The 16856-nt window shown below is 62.7% G+C and carries 17 protein-coding genes and 1 tRNA gene; 15 read left to right on the forward strand and 3 right to left on the reverse strand.

Translation table 11 applies throughout. The features are described from left to right. The first annotated feature begins 201 nt into the window (after positions 1-201). From O4H53_RS25140 to O4H53_RS25155, 4 genes are read left to right on the forward strand one after another with little or no spacing between them, the layout of a single operon-like run. The gene (locus tag O4H53_RS25140; protein WP_269367670.1) at positions 202-1911 is read left to right on the forward strand and encodes a lipase/acyltransferase domain-containing protein; all 1710 of its coding nucleotides are present in this window, start codon (positions 202-204) and stop codon (positions 1909-1911) included. Further along, on the forward strand, positions 1908-3689 hold the full coding sequence (locus O4H53_RS25145; RefSeq protein WP_269367671.1) for a hypothetical protein: 1782 nt from the start codon (positions 1908-1910) through the stop codon (positions 3687-3689). Before O4H53_RS25140 ends, O4H53_RS25145 begins: the two co-directional genes overlap by 4 nt. Then, positions 3671-5116 (forward strand): peptidoglycan-binding domain-containing protein, encoded by a 1446-nt coding sequence (locus O4H53_RS25150; protein ID WP_269367672.1) that lies wholly within the window; start codon positions 3671-3673, stop codon positions 5114-5116. Before O4H53_RS25145 ends, O4H53_RS25150 begins: the two co-directional genes overlap by 19 nt. Positions 5117-5131: 15 nt before the next feature. Continuing rightward, positions 5132-5314: a hypothetical protein gene (locus O4H53_RS25155; protein ID WP_114272831.1), complete on the forward strand. Its 183-nt coding sequence runs from the start codon at positions 5132-5134 to the stop codon at positions 5312-5314. Positions 5315-5316: 2 nt separating this feature from the next. On the opposite strand, the gene O4H53_RS25160 is transcribed toward O4H53_RS25155, so the two are convergent. Next, on the reverse strand, positions 5317-6309 hold the full coding sequence (locus O4H53_RS25160) for an aldo/keto reductase (protein ID WP_269367673.1): 993 nt from the start codon (positions 6307-6309) through the stop codon (positions 5317-5319). 213 nt (positions 6310-6522) lie between these two features. Between O4H53_RS25160 and O4H53_RS25165 the strand changes: the two genes are divergently transcribed. Then, on the forward strand, positions 6523-8982 hold the full coding sequence (locus O4H53_RS25165; protein ID WP_269367674.1) for a heavy metal translocating P-type ATPase: 2460 nt from the start codon (positions 6523-6525) through the stop codon (positions 8980-8982). 94 nt (positions 8983-9076) lie between these two features. Continuing rightward, entirely contained in the window at positions 9077-9490 is a 414-nt protein-coding gene (locus O4H53_RS25170) for a Cu(I)-responsive transcriptional regulator (protein ID WP_269367675.1), read from the forward strand. Between the two features lie 392 nt (positions 9491-9882). On the opposite strand, the gene O4H53_RS25175 is transcribed toward O4H53_RS25170, so the two are convergent. After that, positions 9883-9957, reverse strand: a tRNA-Thr gene (locus O4H53_RS25175). Between the two features lie 86 nt (positions 9958-10043). Between O4H53_RS25175 and O4H53_RS25180 the strand changes: the two genes are divergently transcribed. The 9 genes from O4H53_RS25180 to O4H53_RS25220 all read left to right on the forward strand — a co-directional run bounded on the left by O4H53_RS25180 (position 10044) and on the right by O4H53_RS25220 (position 16082). Then, on the forward strand, positions 10044-10214 hold the full coding sequence (locus O4H53_RS25180; protein WP_205388098.1) for a hypothetical protein: 171 nt from the start codon (positions 10044-10046) through the stop codon (positions 10212-10214). Between the two features lies 1 nt (position 10215). After that, entirely contained in the window at positions 10216-11487 is a 1272-nt protein-coding gene (murA, locus tag O4H53_RS25185) for a UDP-N-acetylglucosamine 1-carboxyvinyltransferase (protein WP_269367676.1), read from the forward strand. Further along, a complete protein-coding gene (locus tag O4H53_RS25190; RefSeq protein ID WP_269367677.1) occupies positions 11484-11954 on the forward strand; it encodes a DUF2948 family protein in 471 nt (156 codons plus the stop codon). The genes murA and O4H53_RS25190 overlap by 4 nt, the downstream gene beginning before the upstream one ends. Then, on the forward strand, positions 11944-12450 hold the full coding sequence (locus O4H53_RS25195) for a GNAT family N-acetyltransferase (protein ID WP_269367678.1): 507 nt from the start codon (positions 11944-11946) through the stop codon (positions 12448-12450). The genes O4H53_RS25190 and O4H53_RS25195 overlap by 11 nt, the downstream gene beginning before the upstream one ends. 252 nt (positions 12451-12702) lie before the next feature. Further along, positions 12703-14004, forward strand: coding sequence for a histidinol dehydrogenase (hisD, locus tag O4H53_RS25200; RefSeq protein ID WP_269367679.1), 1302 nt, complete (start codon positions 12703-12705; stop codon positions 14002-14004). A 143-nt stretch (positions 14005-14147) separates the two neighbouring features. Then, the gene (locus O4H53_RS25205; RefSeq protein ID WP_269367680.1) at positions 14148-14627 is read left to right on the forward strand and encodes a UPF0262 family protein; all 480 of its coding nucleotides are present in this window, start codon (positions 14148-14150) and stop codon (positions 14625-14627) included. A gap of 3 nt (positions 14628-14630) precedes the next feature. Continuing rightward, positions 14631-15092: an arsenate-mycothiol transferase ArsC gene (locus O4H53_RS25210; RefSeq protein WP_067294184.1), complete on the forward strand. Its 462-nt coding sequence runs from the start codon at positions 14631-14633 to the stop codon at positions 15090-15092. 8 nt (positions 15093-15100) lie between these two features. Continuing rightward, complete coding sequence (locus O4H53_RS25215) at positions 15101-15493, forward strand: ketosteroid isomerase-related protein (protein WP_269367681.1); 393 nt, start codon at positions 15101-15103, stop codon at positions 15491-15493. Position 15494: 1 nt separating this feature from the next. Further along, a complete protein-coding gene (locus tag O4H53_RS25220; RefSeq protein ID WP_269367682.1) occupies positions 15495-16082 on the forward strand; it encodes a GNAT family N-acetyltransferase in 588 nt (195 codons plus the stop codon). Positions 16083-16247: 165 nt separating this feature from the next. On the opposite strand, the gene O4H53_RS25225 is transcribed toward O4H53_RS25220, so the two are convergent. Then, positions 16248-16631: a hypothetical protein gene (locus tag O4H53_RS25225; RefSeq protein WP_269367683.1), complete on the reverse strand. Its 384-nt coding sequence runs from the start codon at positions 16629-16631 to the stop codon at positions 16248-16250. Positions 16632-16856 lie beyond the last annotated feature (225 nt).

Raw genomic sequence — 16856 nt, forward strand, 5'->3', positions numbered from 1 at the left:
GCGCTCAGGACGTTTTCAGATTCCCCTATCGCGGGGCAGGTGACAGTGTTGCCTGCCCCGTTTGCGTTGGACAATCGGGTGATGGCGGGGGGAGTTTGGCAGCAAATTCAGCAGCCTTGCCTCGAATCGCCCATGGGCGCTACCATGGGTAGAATATTGCCAGGTTATTCTTTTCATATTTTATGCAGCCGGGGTTTTCTCATGACATATCGGGTATTGAAGTTCCTTCTTGCACTTGTCCTGTCGATTGGCGCGCTGCCCGCGCAGGCGCAGGTTGACCGCAAGCTGATCGTCATTCCAGGCATCGTCGGGTCGGAACTGTCGAACCAGTCGGATGAGGTGATCTGGGGGCGGGTGAGTTCGCTCAAATCTTCCAACTTTCGCCAGCTTGACCTGCTGCCCGAAACGGGTGAGCCGGTGGCCCTCACGCCAACCGATGCCCTGCGGAAGGTGCCATTGGTGTTTGGCACGGTAAACGTCGGTCTTTATTCCGGGCTGATCGACTTTCTGGTGGGCAAACGGTCGATCTTTGACAGCGCCGCGCAGCAGCAAATCCTGGGCGATTATGTCGAGGGTACGGACCTGTTTGTCTTTGCCTATGACTGGCGGCGGTCCAATTTCGCAAATGCGGTTCTGCTGAACGAATTCGTGAAGGCCAAAGTGCCGGCGGGCGAGCAGTTTGATATTGTTGCCCATTCCATGGGGGGCTTGCTGTCACGGGCGTTCCTGTCCGATCTGCGCCCGCAGGATTTCTGTACCGATCCGGAGATGGATACCGATCTGCCTGCCGCGGCGCGGGCGGCCACCTGCAATGCTGCCTATGGCAGCCTTGGCGACCAGGGCTGGCGCGGCATCGGGGCCGACAACCGCTTTTCCGAGGCATCGCGCCTGCACACATTTGTCGAGATCGCCACGCCGCATCAGGGCTCGGTCAATGTGGCCAGCACGCTGGTTGAGGGCTGGGGCCGGCTGAGCCAGATCCTGATCGGGGGCAAGCGGGAGATTCAGAACATCCTTCTGTCCATGGTGGGTCCCTATGAGCTGATCCCTTCCTATGAAAACTGCTGCGCCGTGGGGGCGGCAGGCCGGCCCCAGAACACGGTCGTGGCCGCGCTGGACGAGACCTATTGGGCCAGGCTGGTGCTGGGGTTCGAGGTTGATCCCTGTCCTTATGCGCATTGCGCCTCCAGACGCGCCTTGCTGCGGATCGGATTGCAGAACCGCGCGTTGCTGGACCAGGTCTTTGCCCAGGGGTTGCCCGACACGGTGAATGCCAATCATGTCATGGTGGGCAGGCTGGTCGATGGCACCCGTGAAACGATGTATGTGGCACGGGGGGCTGCGGGCGACGGGGCCGGTATCACCTACCGGATCAGCGCACGCGGCGATGGCACGGTCTATGAGGGCAGCGCATTGGCCGATGGCAATCAATCCTTTGTCCTGCGCGCGAAACACCCGTTCATCGTCGGCAGCGACGAGGTGCATCGTTACGTCTACAACGTCCTGATCGACCCGGTGCAGACCGTACCGCAGATGGTGAATTCGGAGCGGATCTTCGTCGGCGGAGGCGATGTGGAATCGCTGGCTCTGATGGCGATGCCGCAGATTGCAGGGGTGGGGCAGAATGTGGGCCTCCGGCTGGATCTGAACGCCGACCCTGCCCAGAATTTCGACAGCGATGATCTGCAAACCGCGCAGATCGAACTGGTGCTGACGCCCTATGGGGCGGCGGCGCCGGTCTGGCAGCAGTCGGTCGGGGTGAACGAGGGTCTTTCCTTTGCCGCCGGGGGGCTGGCTGTCTTTACTGCCAGCCTGCCCGCGCCTGCCGAAGGGGTCTATCTGGTGAGCGCGCGGATTGGCGACAGGAGCATCGCGCAAGAATTGTTGCATGTGCTGGAGGAGGAATCATGAAGCGGCTATTGTCACGCATCCTGCAGGCTGCGGCGCTGCTGGTGGCGCTTTGGGGCGCACCTGCTGCGGCGCAGGACTGGCCGGAATTTCTGCAAACCCGGCAGCTGTTCCGGGTGGTGGTGACAGGGCTGGGCGCGGATGGCACCGCGCTGCAACCGGTCAAGGGAACCGCCTGGGCCGTGGCGCCGGGCATTCTGATCACCGCAGATCACGTCACCGGCAAGGCGCTGAATTACAAGAACATGTCCTCTTCCGACAAGGTTTTCATCCCGCGCCGGGATGTCACGGTCGAGGTCGGGGCGACCAAGCGGTATCAGGGCACGCCTGCAGAGAAATATCCGCAGGGCATCGTGACGACCTCACCTTTCGAGAGCATCGACGCGGCCCGCATCGGTTTTCCCGATCTGACGGCAACCCCTTTCGACCTGAGCGCCTGCGACATCACCGCGAGTGCCAGCTACCGGGTGTTGAAATTCAATGACGGCAACGTCTTTCAGCCCAAGGAGGTAGGCATCACGCTCAAGGCCTATGGCCGGTCCAATCTGGGTGATGCGGGCAGTGTGGTGGTGATGACCGGGCCGAAAGGCACGATCATCGAGGGCGACAGCGGATCGCCCGTACTTGGCCCCGACAACCGGGTGATCGGTCTGGTCTCTGCCATCAACCCGGACAGCGGCAGCGATGTGCGGGACGAGGTTCATGTGACCCTGGTGAAATCCTTTCTTGACCTGATCCCCTTGCAGATCGGCACGCAGGAATATCTGGATATCCCCTGCAGCGACCGCATTCGCCTGCGCGCCATCGACGAATTGCGCCAAGGCCTGACCGCCGCGCGGGAGGATATGGCAGAGCTGCACGCGCAAAAGGATGCGCTGAAGGAACAGGTTGAAACGCTGGTGCAGCGCAACGACATGCTGATGGTCCAGATCAATACGCTGATGCACAACCAGAACTGGCTCGCCAGCGCGGCTGAGCGGGCGGGAACGGGCACGCCCGGGCTGCCGCAAACAGAGGGGTTGGAGATTCTGGCCGCCAACCAGATGCTGCATGCGGTCAATAAAACACTGGTCGAAAAGCCAAGCGACCTGCCGCCCCTGCGCCCCACCGTCACCCGGATCTCCAGCGAATTGGGCAATCCGGAATGGACTCTGTCGGGTTCTGTCAGTGCGAAGAACGACGTGGCGATCAGCCTGTCCTATGACCGGGCGCTTTCCGGCCCGCCCTATGCCGAAGAGCTTGTCTTTTGCTTCACCCCGATCGCATTTGACGTCCCCCCCGGCACGCCCAACGATCAGGATCCGACAAACCGCAACTTCTATGTGCCCATTGAAGGGCCGTTCAAGCCAAGCCAGAACCTGATCAACTGGCCATTTGCGGGCGACACATCGCCTGACAATTGCTATCCCGCCGGTCATTCGGGCCAGAATGCGGGTTACCCCGCGTCAGATGCCGTGACCAGGGGCAGCTTTCAGTGGAGCCGTCAGCAGGGTGCCTTGCTGGATCTGATCCGGGGTGCGCAGCGCCGCTATCCGGGCAGCGACTGGGACGGCATGTATTATTTTCAGGTGTTTGAACTTGTCCCCGGCAGTGCCGAAGGGGAAGCCATGTACCACATTCACACCCGCGCCCTGATTGATCTGCTGCGCGATCCTGCGGCTGCGAATGAAGGCTCGGCAATGCCCTGCAAAATCTTTAAGGATGGTCCCAGCCTGACAGAGGCCGTCGCGGATGGCGAAGAAGAACTGCCAAGGGAAAACGAATGTTCCAGAGATATCTGATCGCCCTGAGCCTTGCGCTGCTGACCCAGGCGGGTGCCGCAGAGGCACAGTCCGATAGCCGGCTGCGGTTCGAGACGATCTTTGACCTGCCCTTTGTCCAAAGCCTTGAGTTTGCGCCGGGCGGGCGCGAATTATTCGTCGCGGTAGAGGGGCATCTGCTGCAATGGGAGCTTGATCCGCTCAACCTTGTTCACCACCAGAACACGCAGGTTCTGGCCAATGAAATGGTACTGGGGCCGGATCAGAGGCTCTATTCCGTTGGCCTGGGCAGCGCGCGTGGTTCCTTCAGTCAGGCGGGCAGCAAGGCGGTGGCATTTGGCCGGGACGAGGCCGCAGGTGCTGCCTTTGAAGTGGTCGAAGCCAATTCGAACCTGGGGATTTCGCAATATTCCTCCATCGCCTTTGACAGTGGTGGCAATGCGATCCTGGCCAGTGCCAGCAGCTATACCGCCAGCCCCTTTCCGCGCCGCGAGGATGTGCAGAACGGTGATGCACGCAAATATCCGCAGCTCAAGTTCCGGTGCGGCGGAGTCTCGCAGCTTTCGATTTTTGCCATTGATGGCGTTGACCACTACCTTGCCTCGACGGCGGGGCAGGCCACGCTGGAATTCGGAAAGCTCGACCTGGGGTCGGAGCGCAGCGCGGCCGGCGATTGTTTCATGGTCGAGCAGATGGAAAAGGGTCAGATACGCCAGCCCACCTTTGACGCCGTGCGCCATGCGGTGATCGACCTGGGCGATACGCCGTTTTCCACCGATGGGGCCAGCAAGGCGATCATGGTGCTGAACCCGAACACCAACAAGTTGTCGCTGTTTCGCATCGAACCCTTCGGCAATACGCATTTCCTGTCCCGCCTTGGCGCGCTTGAACTCGATCTGGGAAAATTCATGCCCTCGGGGGCGCAGGATGCCGTGCTGACGGATCTTGCCACCGATGCGAAGGGCCGCGAGGTGCATGTCAGCAGCACGTCCGCCAGTGTCGTGTTGCGGTTCGATTTCGACGGCACCGGACTGAATTATCGCGGCCGGATCGCCACCGGCGCACCGGTCCAGCGGCTTGAGATGAGCAGCGATGGTGCCGCCGCCGCCATCGTCACCGGCCGCGCGCCCTTTGGCGGGGATTGGCGCATCACCGTGATCGAAAATCCGGCGGCCCTGTCGGATTGGTTGCAGGTGCCGGCCAGTTTTCCCTCCATCAAGGCCCTGCAGGAGCAACTGAACGCGCAGGATTTGTCGGCAGGTTTCCCGGATGGTATCCTTGGCCCGCAGACAACGACGGCTGTCGGGGATTTCCTGTCCGGTAAAGGCAAGACATCGCCGACATCGAATGAGCCTGACGCGGATGCGCAGATGCTCTATCAGAGCATTGTCAGCTCGTTCCCGAAATACCTGTTGAAAGAGAAACCCGCCCGGCTGGCCAACGACTGAACAAAGGAAAATACCATGACCAAAGTCATTTCCCTGCTTGCCGTTCTGTCCTCGCCCCAGGCGGATGCCCTGCCGCAATGCGCCACTGCCCAGACCGTGCAGGGCAGCACGGTCTATTGCTGTTCGCTGACCAATGGCCAGCAATGCTGTTCAGGGTCGCTTGATTCCAGCGGCAAACCGGCGGGCTGTGGCTGCTGATTTCAGCAGTATCTTTCAGGCCCTTCCCACTGGGCCGCGTTATAGCGGTCACCATGCGCCCAGCCGACCGGCAGCACGGTTTCGATCCGCATCAGATCCTCGGCTGAGAGGTCGATTTCTGTGCCCCGGATCAGCTCTGCCAGGTGGGCCAGGTCCTTTGTCCCCGGAATCGGCAGAACCCGGTCGCCCTGTGCGATCAGCCATGCAATCGCGAGGGCGGCGGCAGGTTCCCCCATATCTGCCGCAAGCGCGCGGAAACCATCCGTGGCAGCGATATTCGCGTCGTAGTTCGGCTGCATGAACCGCGGATTGCCCTTGGTGAAGGCCAGCGATTGCACCTTGTCAAAGCTGAAGGGCGCGTCGGTCAGAAAGGCGCGTCCGACCGGTGAAAAGGCAACCAGCGTGGTGCCAAGCGCGCGGCAGGTCTGCACCAGCCCCAGTTCCGGCGCGCGGGTGGACAGGGAATATTCCGATTGCACCGCCGCAATGGGGCATTCGGTAAAGGCCCGGCGCAGGGTGGATGGTGCGATTTCGGAAAAGCCGACAGCACGGGTCTTGCCCTTGTCCATCAGGCGTTTCAGCGTGCCTGCCACCTCTTCGGGGCTGTGGCTGCGGTCGTAACGGTGGATATAGAACAGATCGACATGATCCACCCCCAGCCTTTGCAGGCTTTCGTCCAGCGAGGCCTCCAGATAGTCGGGATCATTGTTGAACCGCCGGTCCGGTGACCGGGTGATGCCCGCCTTTGTCGCCAGAACCATGTCCTGCCGCGCGCCGGGTGTCTTGGCGAACCAGTCTCCGATGATCTCTTCCGAGCGTCCGTTGCCATAGACATTCGATGTGTCGATATGGCTGACGCCCGCCGCGCGGCAGGCGTCCAGCACCGCGTGGCTGTCCGCGACGCTGGCATCCCCATAGATGCCGGCAAAGGACATCGCGCCGATGCCGAATTGTGAAACGGATGGGCCATCGGGGCCAAGCTGGATTGTCTTCATGGGCTGTTCCTTTGCGCGTCTGATCGGCCGGGGCAGATCAGGACAGCAGGTGTCAGGTGTTTCTGTCGTCGTCAGAAAAACGGCCAATTCAGGTGTCTGCAAGCAGATAGACGGAAAATCCGACAAATGTAGCGGAAGTGCCCCTTGACCCTCCAGCTACTGGAGACCCTACATCGCTGTTAACACCACGACTGAACGAGGAAGGTATCCGCCATGGCCGACGCGCAGGCACCCCGCAACGGGCAATCTGACAATGACATCATCCGCGACCCCGTTTGCGGGATGACGGTTGATCCGGATGCGGGCAAACCGACAGCGGTGCATGATGGCCGGACCTATTATTTCTGCTGTGCCGGTTGCATGAACAAGTTCGAGGCCGACCCCGAAGCCTATCGCAGCGCAACCGACCCGGTGTGCGGCATGACGGTGGAAAGGGCAGTGGCAGCCCATATGTCGAAGCACGCAGGCGAGCGGTTCTATTTCTGCTCAGCCGGGTGCCAGGACAAATTCGATGCGGCGCCGGAAAACTACCTTGGCGACCGGCCAGCGCCCGAACCGGCCCCGGAAGGCACGATGTACACCTGTCCGATGGACCCTGAAATCGTGCAGGATCATCCCGGCGACTGCCCGATCTGCGGCATGGCCCTGGAGCCGATGACACCCAGCCTCGACAGTGGCCCGCACCCGGAATACGTCGATTTCAAACGGCGGCTCTGGATCACCGCGCCGCTGGCGCTGGCAGTCTTCCTGCTGGAAATGGGGTCGCATGTCGGCATTCCCTTTGCCGAGTGGATCGGGCATCGGGCCTTTGGCTGGCTGCAGTTTGCCCTGGCGACACCGGTGGTCTGGTTCTGCCGCATCTTCTTCAGACGCGCATGGAATTCCGCCCTGAACCGCAGCCCGAACATGTGGACGCTGATCGGCCTGGGCACGGGGGCGGCCTATCTGTTTTCGATCGTTTCACTGCTTGTCCCCGCTCTCCTGCCCGCGCAGATGCAGGATGGCATGGGCATGACGCCGGTCTATTTCGAGGCGACGGCGGTGATTCTTGTGCTTGTGCTGGTCGGGCAGGTGATGGAACTGGCGGCGCGCGAACGCACCGGTGACGCGATCCGAGCCTTGATGGACCTCGCTCCCAAGACGGCGCGCCGGGTATCGGGCGAGGCGGAAGAGGATGTGCCGCTGGAAGAAGTGCAAAGCGGCGATATCCTGCGGGTGCGGCCAGGTGAAAGCGTGCCGGTTGATGGCGTGGTGACCGAGGGGCGGTCCTTCGTTGATGAAAGCATGATCACCGGGGAGCCTGTGCCGGTCGAGAAAACCGCGGGCGAAGCTGTGACCGGCGGGACGCTGAACAAGTCGGGCTCCTTCCTGATGGAAGCGCAGAATGTGGGGGAGGATACCACCCTGAACCGGATCGTGCAGATGGTCGCCAGTGCGCAACGTTCCCGCGCGCCGATCCAGGCGGTGGCCGACCGGGTGGCAGGTTATTTCGTGCCCGCCGTGGTGGGTTGTGCCCTGTTGGCCTTTGCCGCCTGGTGGGCCTTTGGCCCGTCGCCCGCGCTCTCCTATGCCTTTGTGGCAGCGGTTTCTGTCCTGATCATCGCATGCCCCTGTGCGCTGGGCCTTGCGACGCCGATGTCGATCATGGTGGCCTCCGGGCGCGGGGCCCATGCCGGGGTGCTGATCCGTGACGCGGAAGCGTTGGAACGTTTCGCCAAGGTGGATGTGCTGATTGTCGACAAGACCGGCACGCTGACGGAAGGCAGGCCGAGCCTGACCGACGTGGTGCCGCAAGGCATGGACGAGGCTGAACTGATGTCCCTGGTCGCGGCGCTGGAGCGTGGCTCCGAACACCCGCTGGCCGAGGCGCTTGTCGCCGGGGCGAAAGAGCGTGGCGCGGCCCGGAAGGATTGCAGCGATTTCGAAGCGGTCACCGGCAAGGGCGTGACCGGGACGGTGGAGGGCCGCAAGGTGGCGCTGGGCAATGCGGCGCTGATGGCGGATCTCTCGGTGCAGACCGGGGCGCTTGCCGGTCGGGCAGAGCGGCTGCAGTCCGAGGGCAAGACCGCGATGTTCGTGGCCCTGGACGGGCAGTTGGCCGGTCTGGTTGCTGTCGCCGACCGGATCAAGGAGACAACGCCCGAGGCGATCCGCGCGCTGCACGACCTTGGCCTGCGCATCGTCATGGCTACGGGGGATGCCAAAGGCACCGCCGAGGCCGTCGCGCGGGAATTGCAGATCGACGAGGTACATGCGGGCATCAGCCCGGAAGAAAAGGCGGCCCTGGTCAGGAAGCTGAAGGGCGAGGGCCTGTCGGTCGCCATGGCCGGGGACGGTGTCAACGACGCCCCGGCACTGGCAGAGGCCGATGTGGGCATCGCCATGGGCACCGGTGCGGATGTGGCGGTGGAAAGTGCCGGGATCACGCTGGTCAAGGGCGAGCTGACCGGCATCCTGCGCGCCCGGAAGCTGGCGGAGGCGACGATGCGCAACATTCGTCAGAACCTGTTCTTTGCCTTTGTCTACAACTCTGCCGGCGTGCCGATTGCCGCGGGCATCTTGTACCCCTTCCTGGGGCTGCTTCTGTCGCCCATGGTCGCGGCCGCCGCGATGAGCCTGTCCTCCGTATCGGTCATCGGCAACGCGCTGCGGCTCAGGGCGCAGAAGTTGTGAAAGGTGACGGAACTCTTATGTTGTCGGCAGAGGATGCATCTGAATTGAGCCCCCCGCTGGTGGAACCCGTACCGGGGGGAAATGGAGTTTGCCCATGAACATCGGACGAGCCGCCACCGAGACGGGTCTGAGCGTCAAGACGATCCGCTATTACGAGGAAATCGGCCTTGTGGAACCGGAACGGGCCGAAAACGGCTACCGGGATTTCGGCGACCAGCAGATCACGCAATTGCGGATGCTGGCTCAGGCCCGGCATCTGGGTTTCGGGCTGGAGGAATGCCGCAGGCTTCTGGACCTCAACGCCGATCCCGCGCGGGCCAGCCGCGATGTAAAGGCGCTGGCGCTGCGGAATCTTGACACGGTGCGATCAAAGATCGGCCAGTTGCAGGCGCTGGAAGGGCAGTTGGAAACACTGATCTCCCAATGCCCCGGCGACGACGACCCGCATTGCGCGATCCTGAACGGATTGAACGGAAGGTCTGATCCCCTATCCGGCGAACCGGATTGATCTGGTAATCGGGTCCTGTCTGCAGGTTGCAGGGAAGGTCCGGTGCGACCTGAGATGTCCAGCCGGGTGGCTGGCTGGATTGTTCAAGCCAGCGGTGTCTCCGCTCAGGCTCTGAAACCAGATTCGAAAGGCTGGCAGGCGCCGAGAACCTGCTTTTGGGGCCGCTGAAAAAGTTTCATCCCACAAAGGGACGTCTGGAGGGGCATTGAACGCGCTCCGATAATTCCTCAGGGCGTTGAAGTCTATGACAAATCGTGGAATCTGCGCGGCGTGGGTCGCTGCTCAGGCTCGCCTCAGCAGAGAGTTTTGCATCCGCTCGAATTGCGGCATGTGAAGGGCACTGAAAAGTGTTGCCTATCAGGGCCTTGGGTATTTTCGGAGGAGGTGGTCAATGGTGCTGCTGGAGAGAATTGAACTCTCGACCTCTCCCTTACCAAGGGAGTGCTCTACCTCTGAGCTACAGCAGCGCCGATGAGCGGGGTGATTAGACGCAAACCGACAATCGTGCAACCCCAATCTGGACGGCTCGGGGCCGCTGAGTTAGACACGCTGCATGGCAGAGCGGCAGGACCCGAAAATACCCGTCAAAAAAGCATCCCCGCGTGAGGATCGGCTCAAGGCCGCGCTGAAGGCAAACATGGCGCGGCGCAAGGCGCAGATGCGTGCGCGGGCGGCACAGGACACAACGGAAAGCCGCAAAGGCTCCAACGAGGAAAGCAGTTAAGATGGATTCAATTCTGGTCAAAGGCGGTGGCGCGCTGCAGGGGCAAATTCCGATTGCGGGTGCCAAGAACGCCTGCCTTGCCCTGATGCCCGCGACGCTCTTGTCCGAGGAACCGCTGACGCTGACCAATGCGCCGCGTCTCAGTGACATCCGCACGATGACGCAATTGCTGGGCTCCCTGGGGGCGGAGGCGACATCGCTGCAGGACGGGCTGGTGCTGGCCCTGTCGTCGCATGGTGCGATCAGCACCCACGCCGATTACGATATCGTGCGCAAGATGCGGGCCTCCAACCTCGTGCTGGGGCCGCTCCTCGCGCGCGAAGGGCATGCGGAGGTGTCTCTGCCCGGCGGCTGCGCCATAGGCGCGCGCCCGATGGATATTCACACCGACGGGCTTGAGAAAATGGGCGCGGAGATCGAACTGCGCGACGGATACCTGCATGCCAAGGCAAGCGGAGGCACGCTTAAGGGCGCGGTGATCGACTTTCCCTTCGCCTCCGTCGGCGCGACTGAGAACATCATGATGGCGGCCACGCTGGCCAAGGGGACCACCGTCATCAACAATGCCGCGCGCGAGCCTGAAATCGTTGATCTGGCGACCTGCCTGCGGGCCATGGGCGCGCAGATCGAGGGCGACGGCACATCGCGGATCGAGATCCAGGGGGTGGACCGTCTGCACGGGGCAACGCACCGCGTGGTCACGGACCGAATCGAACTGGGCACCTATATGCTGGCACCCGCGCTCTGCGGGGGCGAGGTGGAATGCCTGGGCGGGCGGATCGATCTGCTGGAAGCCTTTTGCGAAAAGCTGGACGCGGCGGGTATTTCCGTGACCGAAACGGACAAGGGGCTGAAAGTCGCGCGCAAGAATGGCCGCATCCGCGCGGTTGACGTCACGACCGCCCCCTTTCCCGGTTTCCCGACCGATCTGCAGGCGCAGATGATGGCGCTTCTCTGCACCGCAGAGGGCACGTCGGTGCTGGAGGAGAAGATTTTCGAGAACCGCTTCATGCATGCGCCGGAACTGATCCGCATGGGGGCCGATATCGAAGTGCATGGTGGCCATGCGACGGTCAAGGGGGTGCGGAAACTCAAGGGTGCGCCGGTCATGGCGACGGACCTGCGCGCGTCGATCTCGCTGATTCTTGCCGGGATGGCGGCAGAGGGCGAAACCAAGGTTGCGCGGGTCTACCATCTGGACCGGGGTTATGAACATGTGGTGGCCAAGCTTTCGGGCGTGGGCGCCGATATCGAACGGATCAAGGACGCATGACCGAGGACGCAAGGTTTGAAGACGGCCGCGAGGCCCCGCTGAACATCGGTGCGCTGGATGCGGATGATCTCAGGGTCATTGCATCGCTGACGCAGGATGCGGTCTTTCCGGCTTCCGAAATGCGCTGGGACCGCAAGGGCGCGCGCTTTGCGCTGCTTCTCAACCGGGTCCGGTGGGAGGACGCGGGCAAGGAACGCCATGCGCCCGAGCGCGTGCAATCGCTGCTGGTGTTCGACACCGTGCAGCAGGTCGCCTCGCAAGGTGTGACAAAGGGCGATGCCGATACGATCCTGTCGCTGCTCAGCATCGGTTTCGATGAAACGGATGCGCCCTCCGGTCAGGTGACCCTGACACTGGCCGGGGATGGGGCGATACGGCTGAGCGTCGAGGCGCTGGAGGTCACGCTGCGCGACGTGACGCGGCCCTATGCGGCACCCTCCGGCAAATTGCCCCGGCATGACGACTGAGGTTCGCATCGCGTCACCCGCGGACGCCGAGATCTGGCGCGCGCTCAGACGTGACGGTATCGCGCGGTTCCCCTCTGCGTTCATTCCTTCACTGGCGGAGCATGACGCGATCCCCTTGGCACAAGATGCAGACCGTCTGGCGCAGGGTGACAGGTTCTTGGCCTTTCAAGGCAAAAGGCCCGTCGGTCTGATCGGTATGAACCGTCATGCCGGGCGGTCGTCCCATCGCGGGGAAATCGGGCCGCTCTATGTCATACCGGATGCTCAGGGAACGGGGGTGGCCCAGCAGTTGCTGCGCGCAGTGCTGGAATACGCGGATCGCGTCGGCATCTGGCAGCCGGAACTGTACGTCAACGAAGAGAACCGGCGCGCCATCGCCATCTATGAAAAACACGGTTTCGTGCGGGTGGGCCGGGTGCCCAACGCGATCATGGGCGCGAACGGTCCGGAACACGACCTGATGATGATCCTGACATCTGCCTCGCGCGCCACCTGAACTGCGGCACTGCCCGCCGCCCCGTTCGGCGGAGCGTGATCCAAAAGCGCCCCCGCCCGGCCTCCCCCAGGAAGGCGATTTTACACGCTCTGCCAGGACGCAGCCGAATTGCGCGATGAAGTGTTCTGCGCCGCGTATAGGTTCCGAACGCCCTCCAGGTCGGGCGATGCCCGCCTTGGCACCCGACCTCCCGCACGCTCTTGAGGGTTGGCGATGTGGCGGCTATGCACGGGCCAGCAAAAGGATGCGCCCATGCCCGTGTTTCTAGATCAACGCCAGCCCGACTTTGAGGATGGATTTGCCGCCCTGCTGAACGCCAAGCGCGAGGACAGCCCCGATGTGGATGCCACTGTGGCCCGGATTATCGAGGATGTGCGCGCAAGGGGCGATGCCGCGGTGATCGAGCTGACGGAGAAATTCGACCGGATCGCCCTGACCGCGGATCAACTGGCGATCAGCGCCGATGAGGTTGCGCAGGCCGTCGAAACCGTACCTGCCGCAGAACGCGCCGCCCTTGAAACCGCCGCCGCGCGCATCCGGGCCTATCACGCGCGGCAATTGCCGGAAGACGCAGAATGGACGGACGAGACCGGCGCAACACTTGGCTGGCGCTGGTCGCCGGTATCGGCGGCAGGGCTCTATGTCCCTGGCGGGCTGGCCAGCTACCCCAGTTCCGTCCTGATGAACGCCATCCCTGCTGCGGTCGCCGGGGTCAACCGCCTTGCCATGGTGGTGCCGACACCCGATGGCGTGCTGAACCCGCTGGTCCTGCTGGCCGCGCAGCTCTCCGGCGTGACGGAGATTTACCGCATCGGCGGCGCACAGGCCGTGGCGGCGCTGGCCTATGGCACCGAAACCATTGCGCCTGTGGACAAGATCACCGGCCCCGGCAACGCCTTTGTCGCGGCGGCCAAACGCCGTGTGTTCGGCAAGGTTGGCATCGACATGATCGCGGGCCCCTCCGAAATCCTGGTGATTGCGGATGCGGCAAACGACCCGGATTTCATTGCCCTTGATCTGCTCAGCCAGGCGGAACACGACGAAAGCGCGCAAAGCATCCTGATCACCACGGATGCGGCTTTCGGGCAGGCGGTTGTGGCATCGGTGGACAAATACCTTGAAACGCTGGAGCGGCGGGCGATTGCGGGCGCATCCTGGCGTGACAACGGGGCGGTCATCACCGTGCCGGACCTCGCCACCGCGGCGGAGCTGTCGAACCGCGTTGCACCCGAACACCTGGAGCTTTGCGTGGCCGACCCGGAGGCGCTGAGCACACAGATCACCCACGCCGGTGCCATCTTCCTCGGTCAATGGACACCGGAGGCCATTGGCGATTATGTTGGCGGCCCGAACCACGTTTTGCCGACGGCGCGCTCTGCCCGATTCTCATCCGGCCTGTCGGTGCTGGATTTCATGAAACGCACGACGCTGGCGCGGATGACGCCAGAGGCCCTGCGCGCCATCGGCCCTGCCGCCGAAACTCTCGCAGCCTCCGAAAGCCTTCAGGCGCATGGTATGAGCGTCACGGCACGTCTGAAAAAGCTGAACCAATAGGCGGGAGCGACGGGTGCCGTCCGGCCCCCCCGTTCGGCCAGGCAGGCCGCCCGCGTTATCGCGAAATTCGATAATACGAGCGCGATTGCCCCTTGGGGCCTGCTGCGCTATGCCTATGCGACTTTCCTGCCTGAGGTCTTTCCATGTCCCGCATCTCCCATATTGTCCTTGACGATGCCAACCTGCCCCCTCCGACGCCCGAGATAGAGCAGGAACGCAAGGTCGCGATGTTCGACCTGCTGGAAGACAACCACTTTGTCATCCCGGCCCGGGACGACCGCCCCGTTCCCGAGGGGCCCTATCACCTTGGCCTGTCGATCCGCGACAAGCGCCTGGTGTTCGACGTGGCGACCGAGAAGGCCGAGAAGGCGGCGGAATTTCATCTGTCGCTGGGGCCGTTCCGGCAAGTGGTCAAAGACTATTTCCAGATCTGCGAAAGCTATTTCGACGCGGTCAAGAAACTGCCGCCCAGCCAGATCGAAACCATCGACATGGCCCGTCGCGGCATCCACAACGAAGGCTCCCGCGTTCTGCAGGAACGTCTGGAGGGCAAGGCCGAGATCGACATCGACACGGCGCGCCGATTGTTCACCCTGATCTGCGTTCTGCATTTCGGCGGCTGAACGATGGCGGCGCTTCCCCAGTCCGTGCTGTTCTGCTGCGACCATAATGCGGTGCGGTCGCCCATGGCGGAAGGGATCATGAAGAAGTTCTATGGCACGGACACCTACGTGCAATCCGTGGGCGTCAAGAACGACCTGGAGATCGACGGCTTTTCCATCGCGGTCTGCGCCGAGATCGGTGTCGAACTGTCGCGCCACCGCTCGCGCAGTTTCGACGAGATGGAGCAATGGGGTGATGACCTGTCTTCCTTCGATCTGGTGATCGCCCTGTCCCCGGCAAGCCAGCGCCGCGCGCTGGAGCTGACACGGTTTTTCCACCTTGAGGTTGAATACTGGCCGATTCTGGACCCGACGGGCCTCGGCGAGGGACGCGAGGCCAAGCTGGTTCAGTTTCGCGCCGCCCGCGACCAGATCAAGACCCGCCTGATCGACCGCTTCGGCGACCCGGTTTGCCCTGACAATTAGGATTCCCCATGGCTGACATCATCAAGACCTATTTCGATGCTTTCAACGCAGGCGACACCGACGGGATGCTGGCCTGCCTGACCGATGACGTGGCCCATCACGTCAACGAGGGCAAGGTGCGCGAAGGCAAGGCGAAATTCGCGGACTTCTGCGCCCATATGAGCCGCTGCTACAAGGAGAACCTGACCGACATGGTGGTTTTCTCTGACCCCGAGCGCACGCGGGCGGCCGCGGAATACACGGTCAATGGCAGCTACCTTGAAACGGACGCGGGGCTGCCGGAGGCGCGCGGACAGCGCTACCGGCTGCCGGCGGGGTCATTCTTTGACCTGCGTGACGGCAGAATCAGCCGCATCACCACCTATTACAATCTGGCGGACTGGACCGCGCAGGTCAGCTGAGATGGGTTTGCGGATCACGCCGCTTACCGGTGCGGCGCTGGCAAGGGCGCTGCCGGAGGTGGCGCGGCTGCGCATCGCGGTCTTTGCCGAATGGCCCTATCTCTACGACGGGGATCTGGCCTATGAGGAGCGGTATCTGCAAAGCTACCGCGACAGCGACCGGGCCATTGTCGTTGGGGCGTTTGACGGGGAAAGGCTGGTGGGGGCCAGCACCGGGATGCCATTGACGGATCACGCGGATGATTTCGCCGCCGCCTTTGCCCCCAGCGGCATCAACCTGTCAGAGGTGTTCTATTGCGCCGAAAGCGTGCTCTTGCCCGGCTACCGGGGCCAGGGGATCGGGCATCGGTTCTTTGACGCGAGAGAGCGCCACGCCCGCACCCAGGGCTTTTCCAGGTGCTGCTTTTGCGCGGTGATCCGGCCCGAGGATCACCCGGCGCGCCCCACCGGCTACCGCCCGCTCGATGCCTTCTGGCGGGGGCGGGGATACCAGCCGCTTGACGGCGTGGTCGCCGCGTTTCACTGGAAAGACCAGGGCGAGAGCAAAGAGACGCCGAAGCCCCTGCAATTCTGGATCCGCGATCTCTGAGGGCGCCGGAGTTTTGGAAAACTCCGGGCAAATTTTTTCTATGGCGCTTCGGGATATACCTGAATCACTTGTTCGCTGCCTCTCCCTTCGGTCGAACGCGAAAAGTGATGTTGGATGTTTCAAGCCTATCCCGAAAAGCTGTAAAAATTTCGCCTTCCGGTGAGGTCAGGTCTGGGCGCAGATCGCCGCGGCGTTCTGGCCGAATTCTTTCCAGGCCTTCCAGAAGCGTTCATTGTTGGCATTGTCCGACTGGCGGATTTCCTGCAGCTGATGGGGGTCGCGGAACATCTTGGCCCCCCGGCGCTGGTCCGCGGCGGAAAGCGACTGGTCCGCCACCGCCTGCACGCAGCCGCAGCGGGTTCTGGAAGCCTCCTTGCGTCCGTCTGCCTGGCAGGCCTTCTGAATGGGTCCGCTTGCAAAGGGAACAACCACCGGCGCGGGTGAATAGCCGCCACCGTAACCCGTTGCTTTGCTGCTGGAATACCTGCTGCCACCCCCACAGGCGGCCAGCCCCAAAACGGCGACAAGCGCCACACCGATACGCATCATCATAACTGCCCTCTGCCCGGACCGTGGGGTTTGCCCCTTGATGGTCCCTATTTGCTCTGCTGCGCAGTATGCCTGAATCGGGATGGCGGGGCAATTCACGTTTGATTGCGCGCCGTTCCACCGGTGCGGCTCGGACCCCGCTGAAGGGTTTGCATGGCAAATTCGGGAAAATTGCCGTCGCAAGCCGCGTTGGCCATGAAGCGCGGCCGTTGCAGCCGCATCTGA

Origin of the sequence: Sulfitobacter sp. G21635-S1, from assembly GCF_027213915.1 — a bacterium.
GTDB lineage: Bacteria > Pseudomonadota > Alphaproteobacteria > Rhodobacterales > Rhodobacteraceae > Sulfitobacter.

Coding starts and splice junctions, on each gene's coding strand:
- O4H53_RS25180 (WP_205388098.1), top strand. CDS start 10,044: ATGGCAGAGCGGCAGGACCCGAAAATACCCGTCAAAAAAGCATCCCCG.
- O4H53_RS25215 (WP_269367681.1), top strand. CDS start 15,101: ATGGCTGACATCATCAAGACCTATTTCGATGCTTTCAACGCAGGCGAC.
- O4H53_RS25205 (WP_269367680.1), top strand. CDS start 14,148: ATGTCCCGCATCTCCCATATTGTCCTTGACGATGCCAACCTGCCCCCT.
- O4H53_RS25150 (WP_269367672.1), top strand. CDS start 3,671: ATGTTCCAGAGATATCTGATCGCCCTGAGCCTTGCGCTGCTGACCCAG.
- hisD (WP_269367679.1), top strand. CDS start 12,703: ATGCCCGTGTTTCTAGATCAACGCCAGCCCGACTTTGAGGATGGATTT.
- O4H53_RS25160 (WP_269367673.1), bottom strand. CDS start 6,309: ATGAAGACAATCCAGCTTGGCCCCGATGGCCCATCCGTTTCACAATTC.
- O4H53_RS25195 (WP_269367678.1), top strand. CDS start 11,944: ATGACGACTGAGGTTCGCATCGCGTCACCCGCGGACGCCGAGATCTGG.
- O4H53_RS25145 (WP_269367671.1), top strand. CDS start 1,908: ATGAAGCGGCTATTGTCACGCATCCTGCAGGCTGCGGCGCTGCTGGTG.
- O4H53_RS25155 (WP_114272831.1), top strand. CDS start 5,132: ATGACCAAAGTCATTTCCCTGCTTGCCGTTCTGTCCTCGCCCCAGGCG.
- O4H53_RS25220 (WP_269367682.1), top strand. CDS start 15,495: ATGGGTTTGCGGATCACGCCGCTTACCGGTGCGGCGCTGGCAAGGGCG.
- murA (WP_269367676.1), top strand. CDS start 10,216: ATGGATTCAATTCTGGTCAAAGGCGGTGGCGCGCTGCAGGGGCAAATT.
- O4H53_RS25165 (WP_269367674.1), top strand. CDS start 6,523: ATGGCCGACGCGCAGGCACCCCGCAACGGGCAATCTGACAATGACATC.
- O4H53_RS25170 (WP_269367675.1), top strand. CDS start 9,077: ATGAACATCGGACGAGCCGCCACCGAGACGGGTCTGAGCGTCAAGACG.
- O4H53_RS25225 (WP_269367683.1), bottom strand. CDS start 16,631: ATGATGCGTATCGGTGTGGCGCTTGTCGCCGTTTTGGGGCTGGCCGCC.
- O4H53_RS25190 (WP_269367677.1), top strand. CDS start 11,484: ATGACCGAGGACGCAAGGTTTGAAGACGGCCGCGAGGCCCCGCTGAAC.
- O4H53_RS25210 (WP_067294184.1), top strand. CDS start 14,631: ATGGCGGCGCTTCCCCAGTCCGTGCTGTTCTGCTGCGACCATAATGCG.
- O4H53_RS25140 (WP_269367670.1), top strand. CDS start 202: ATGACATATCGGGTATTGAAGTTCCTTCTTGCACTTGTCCTGTCGATT.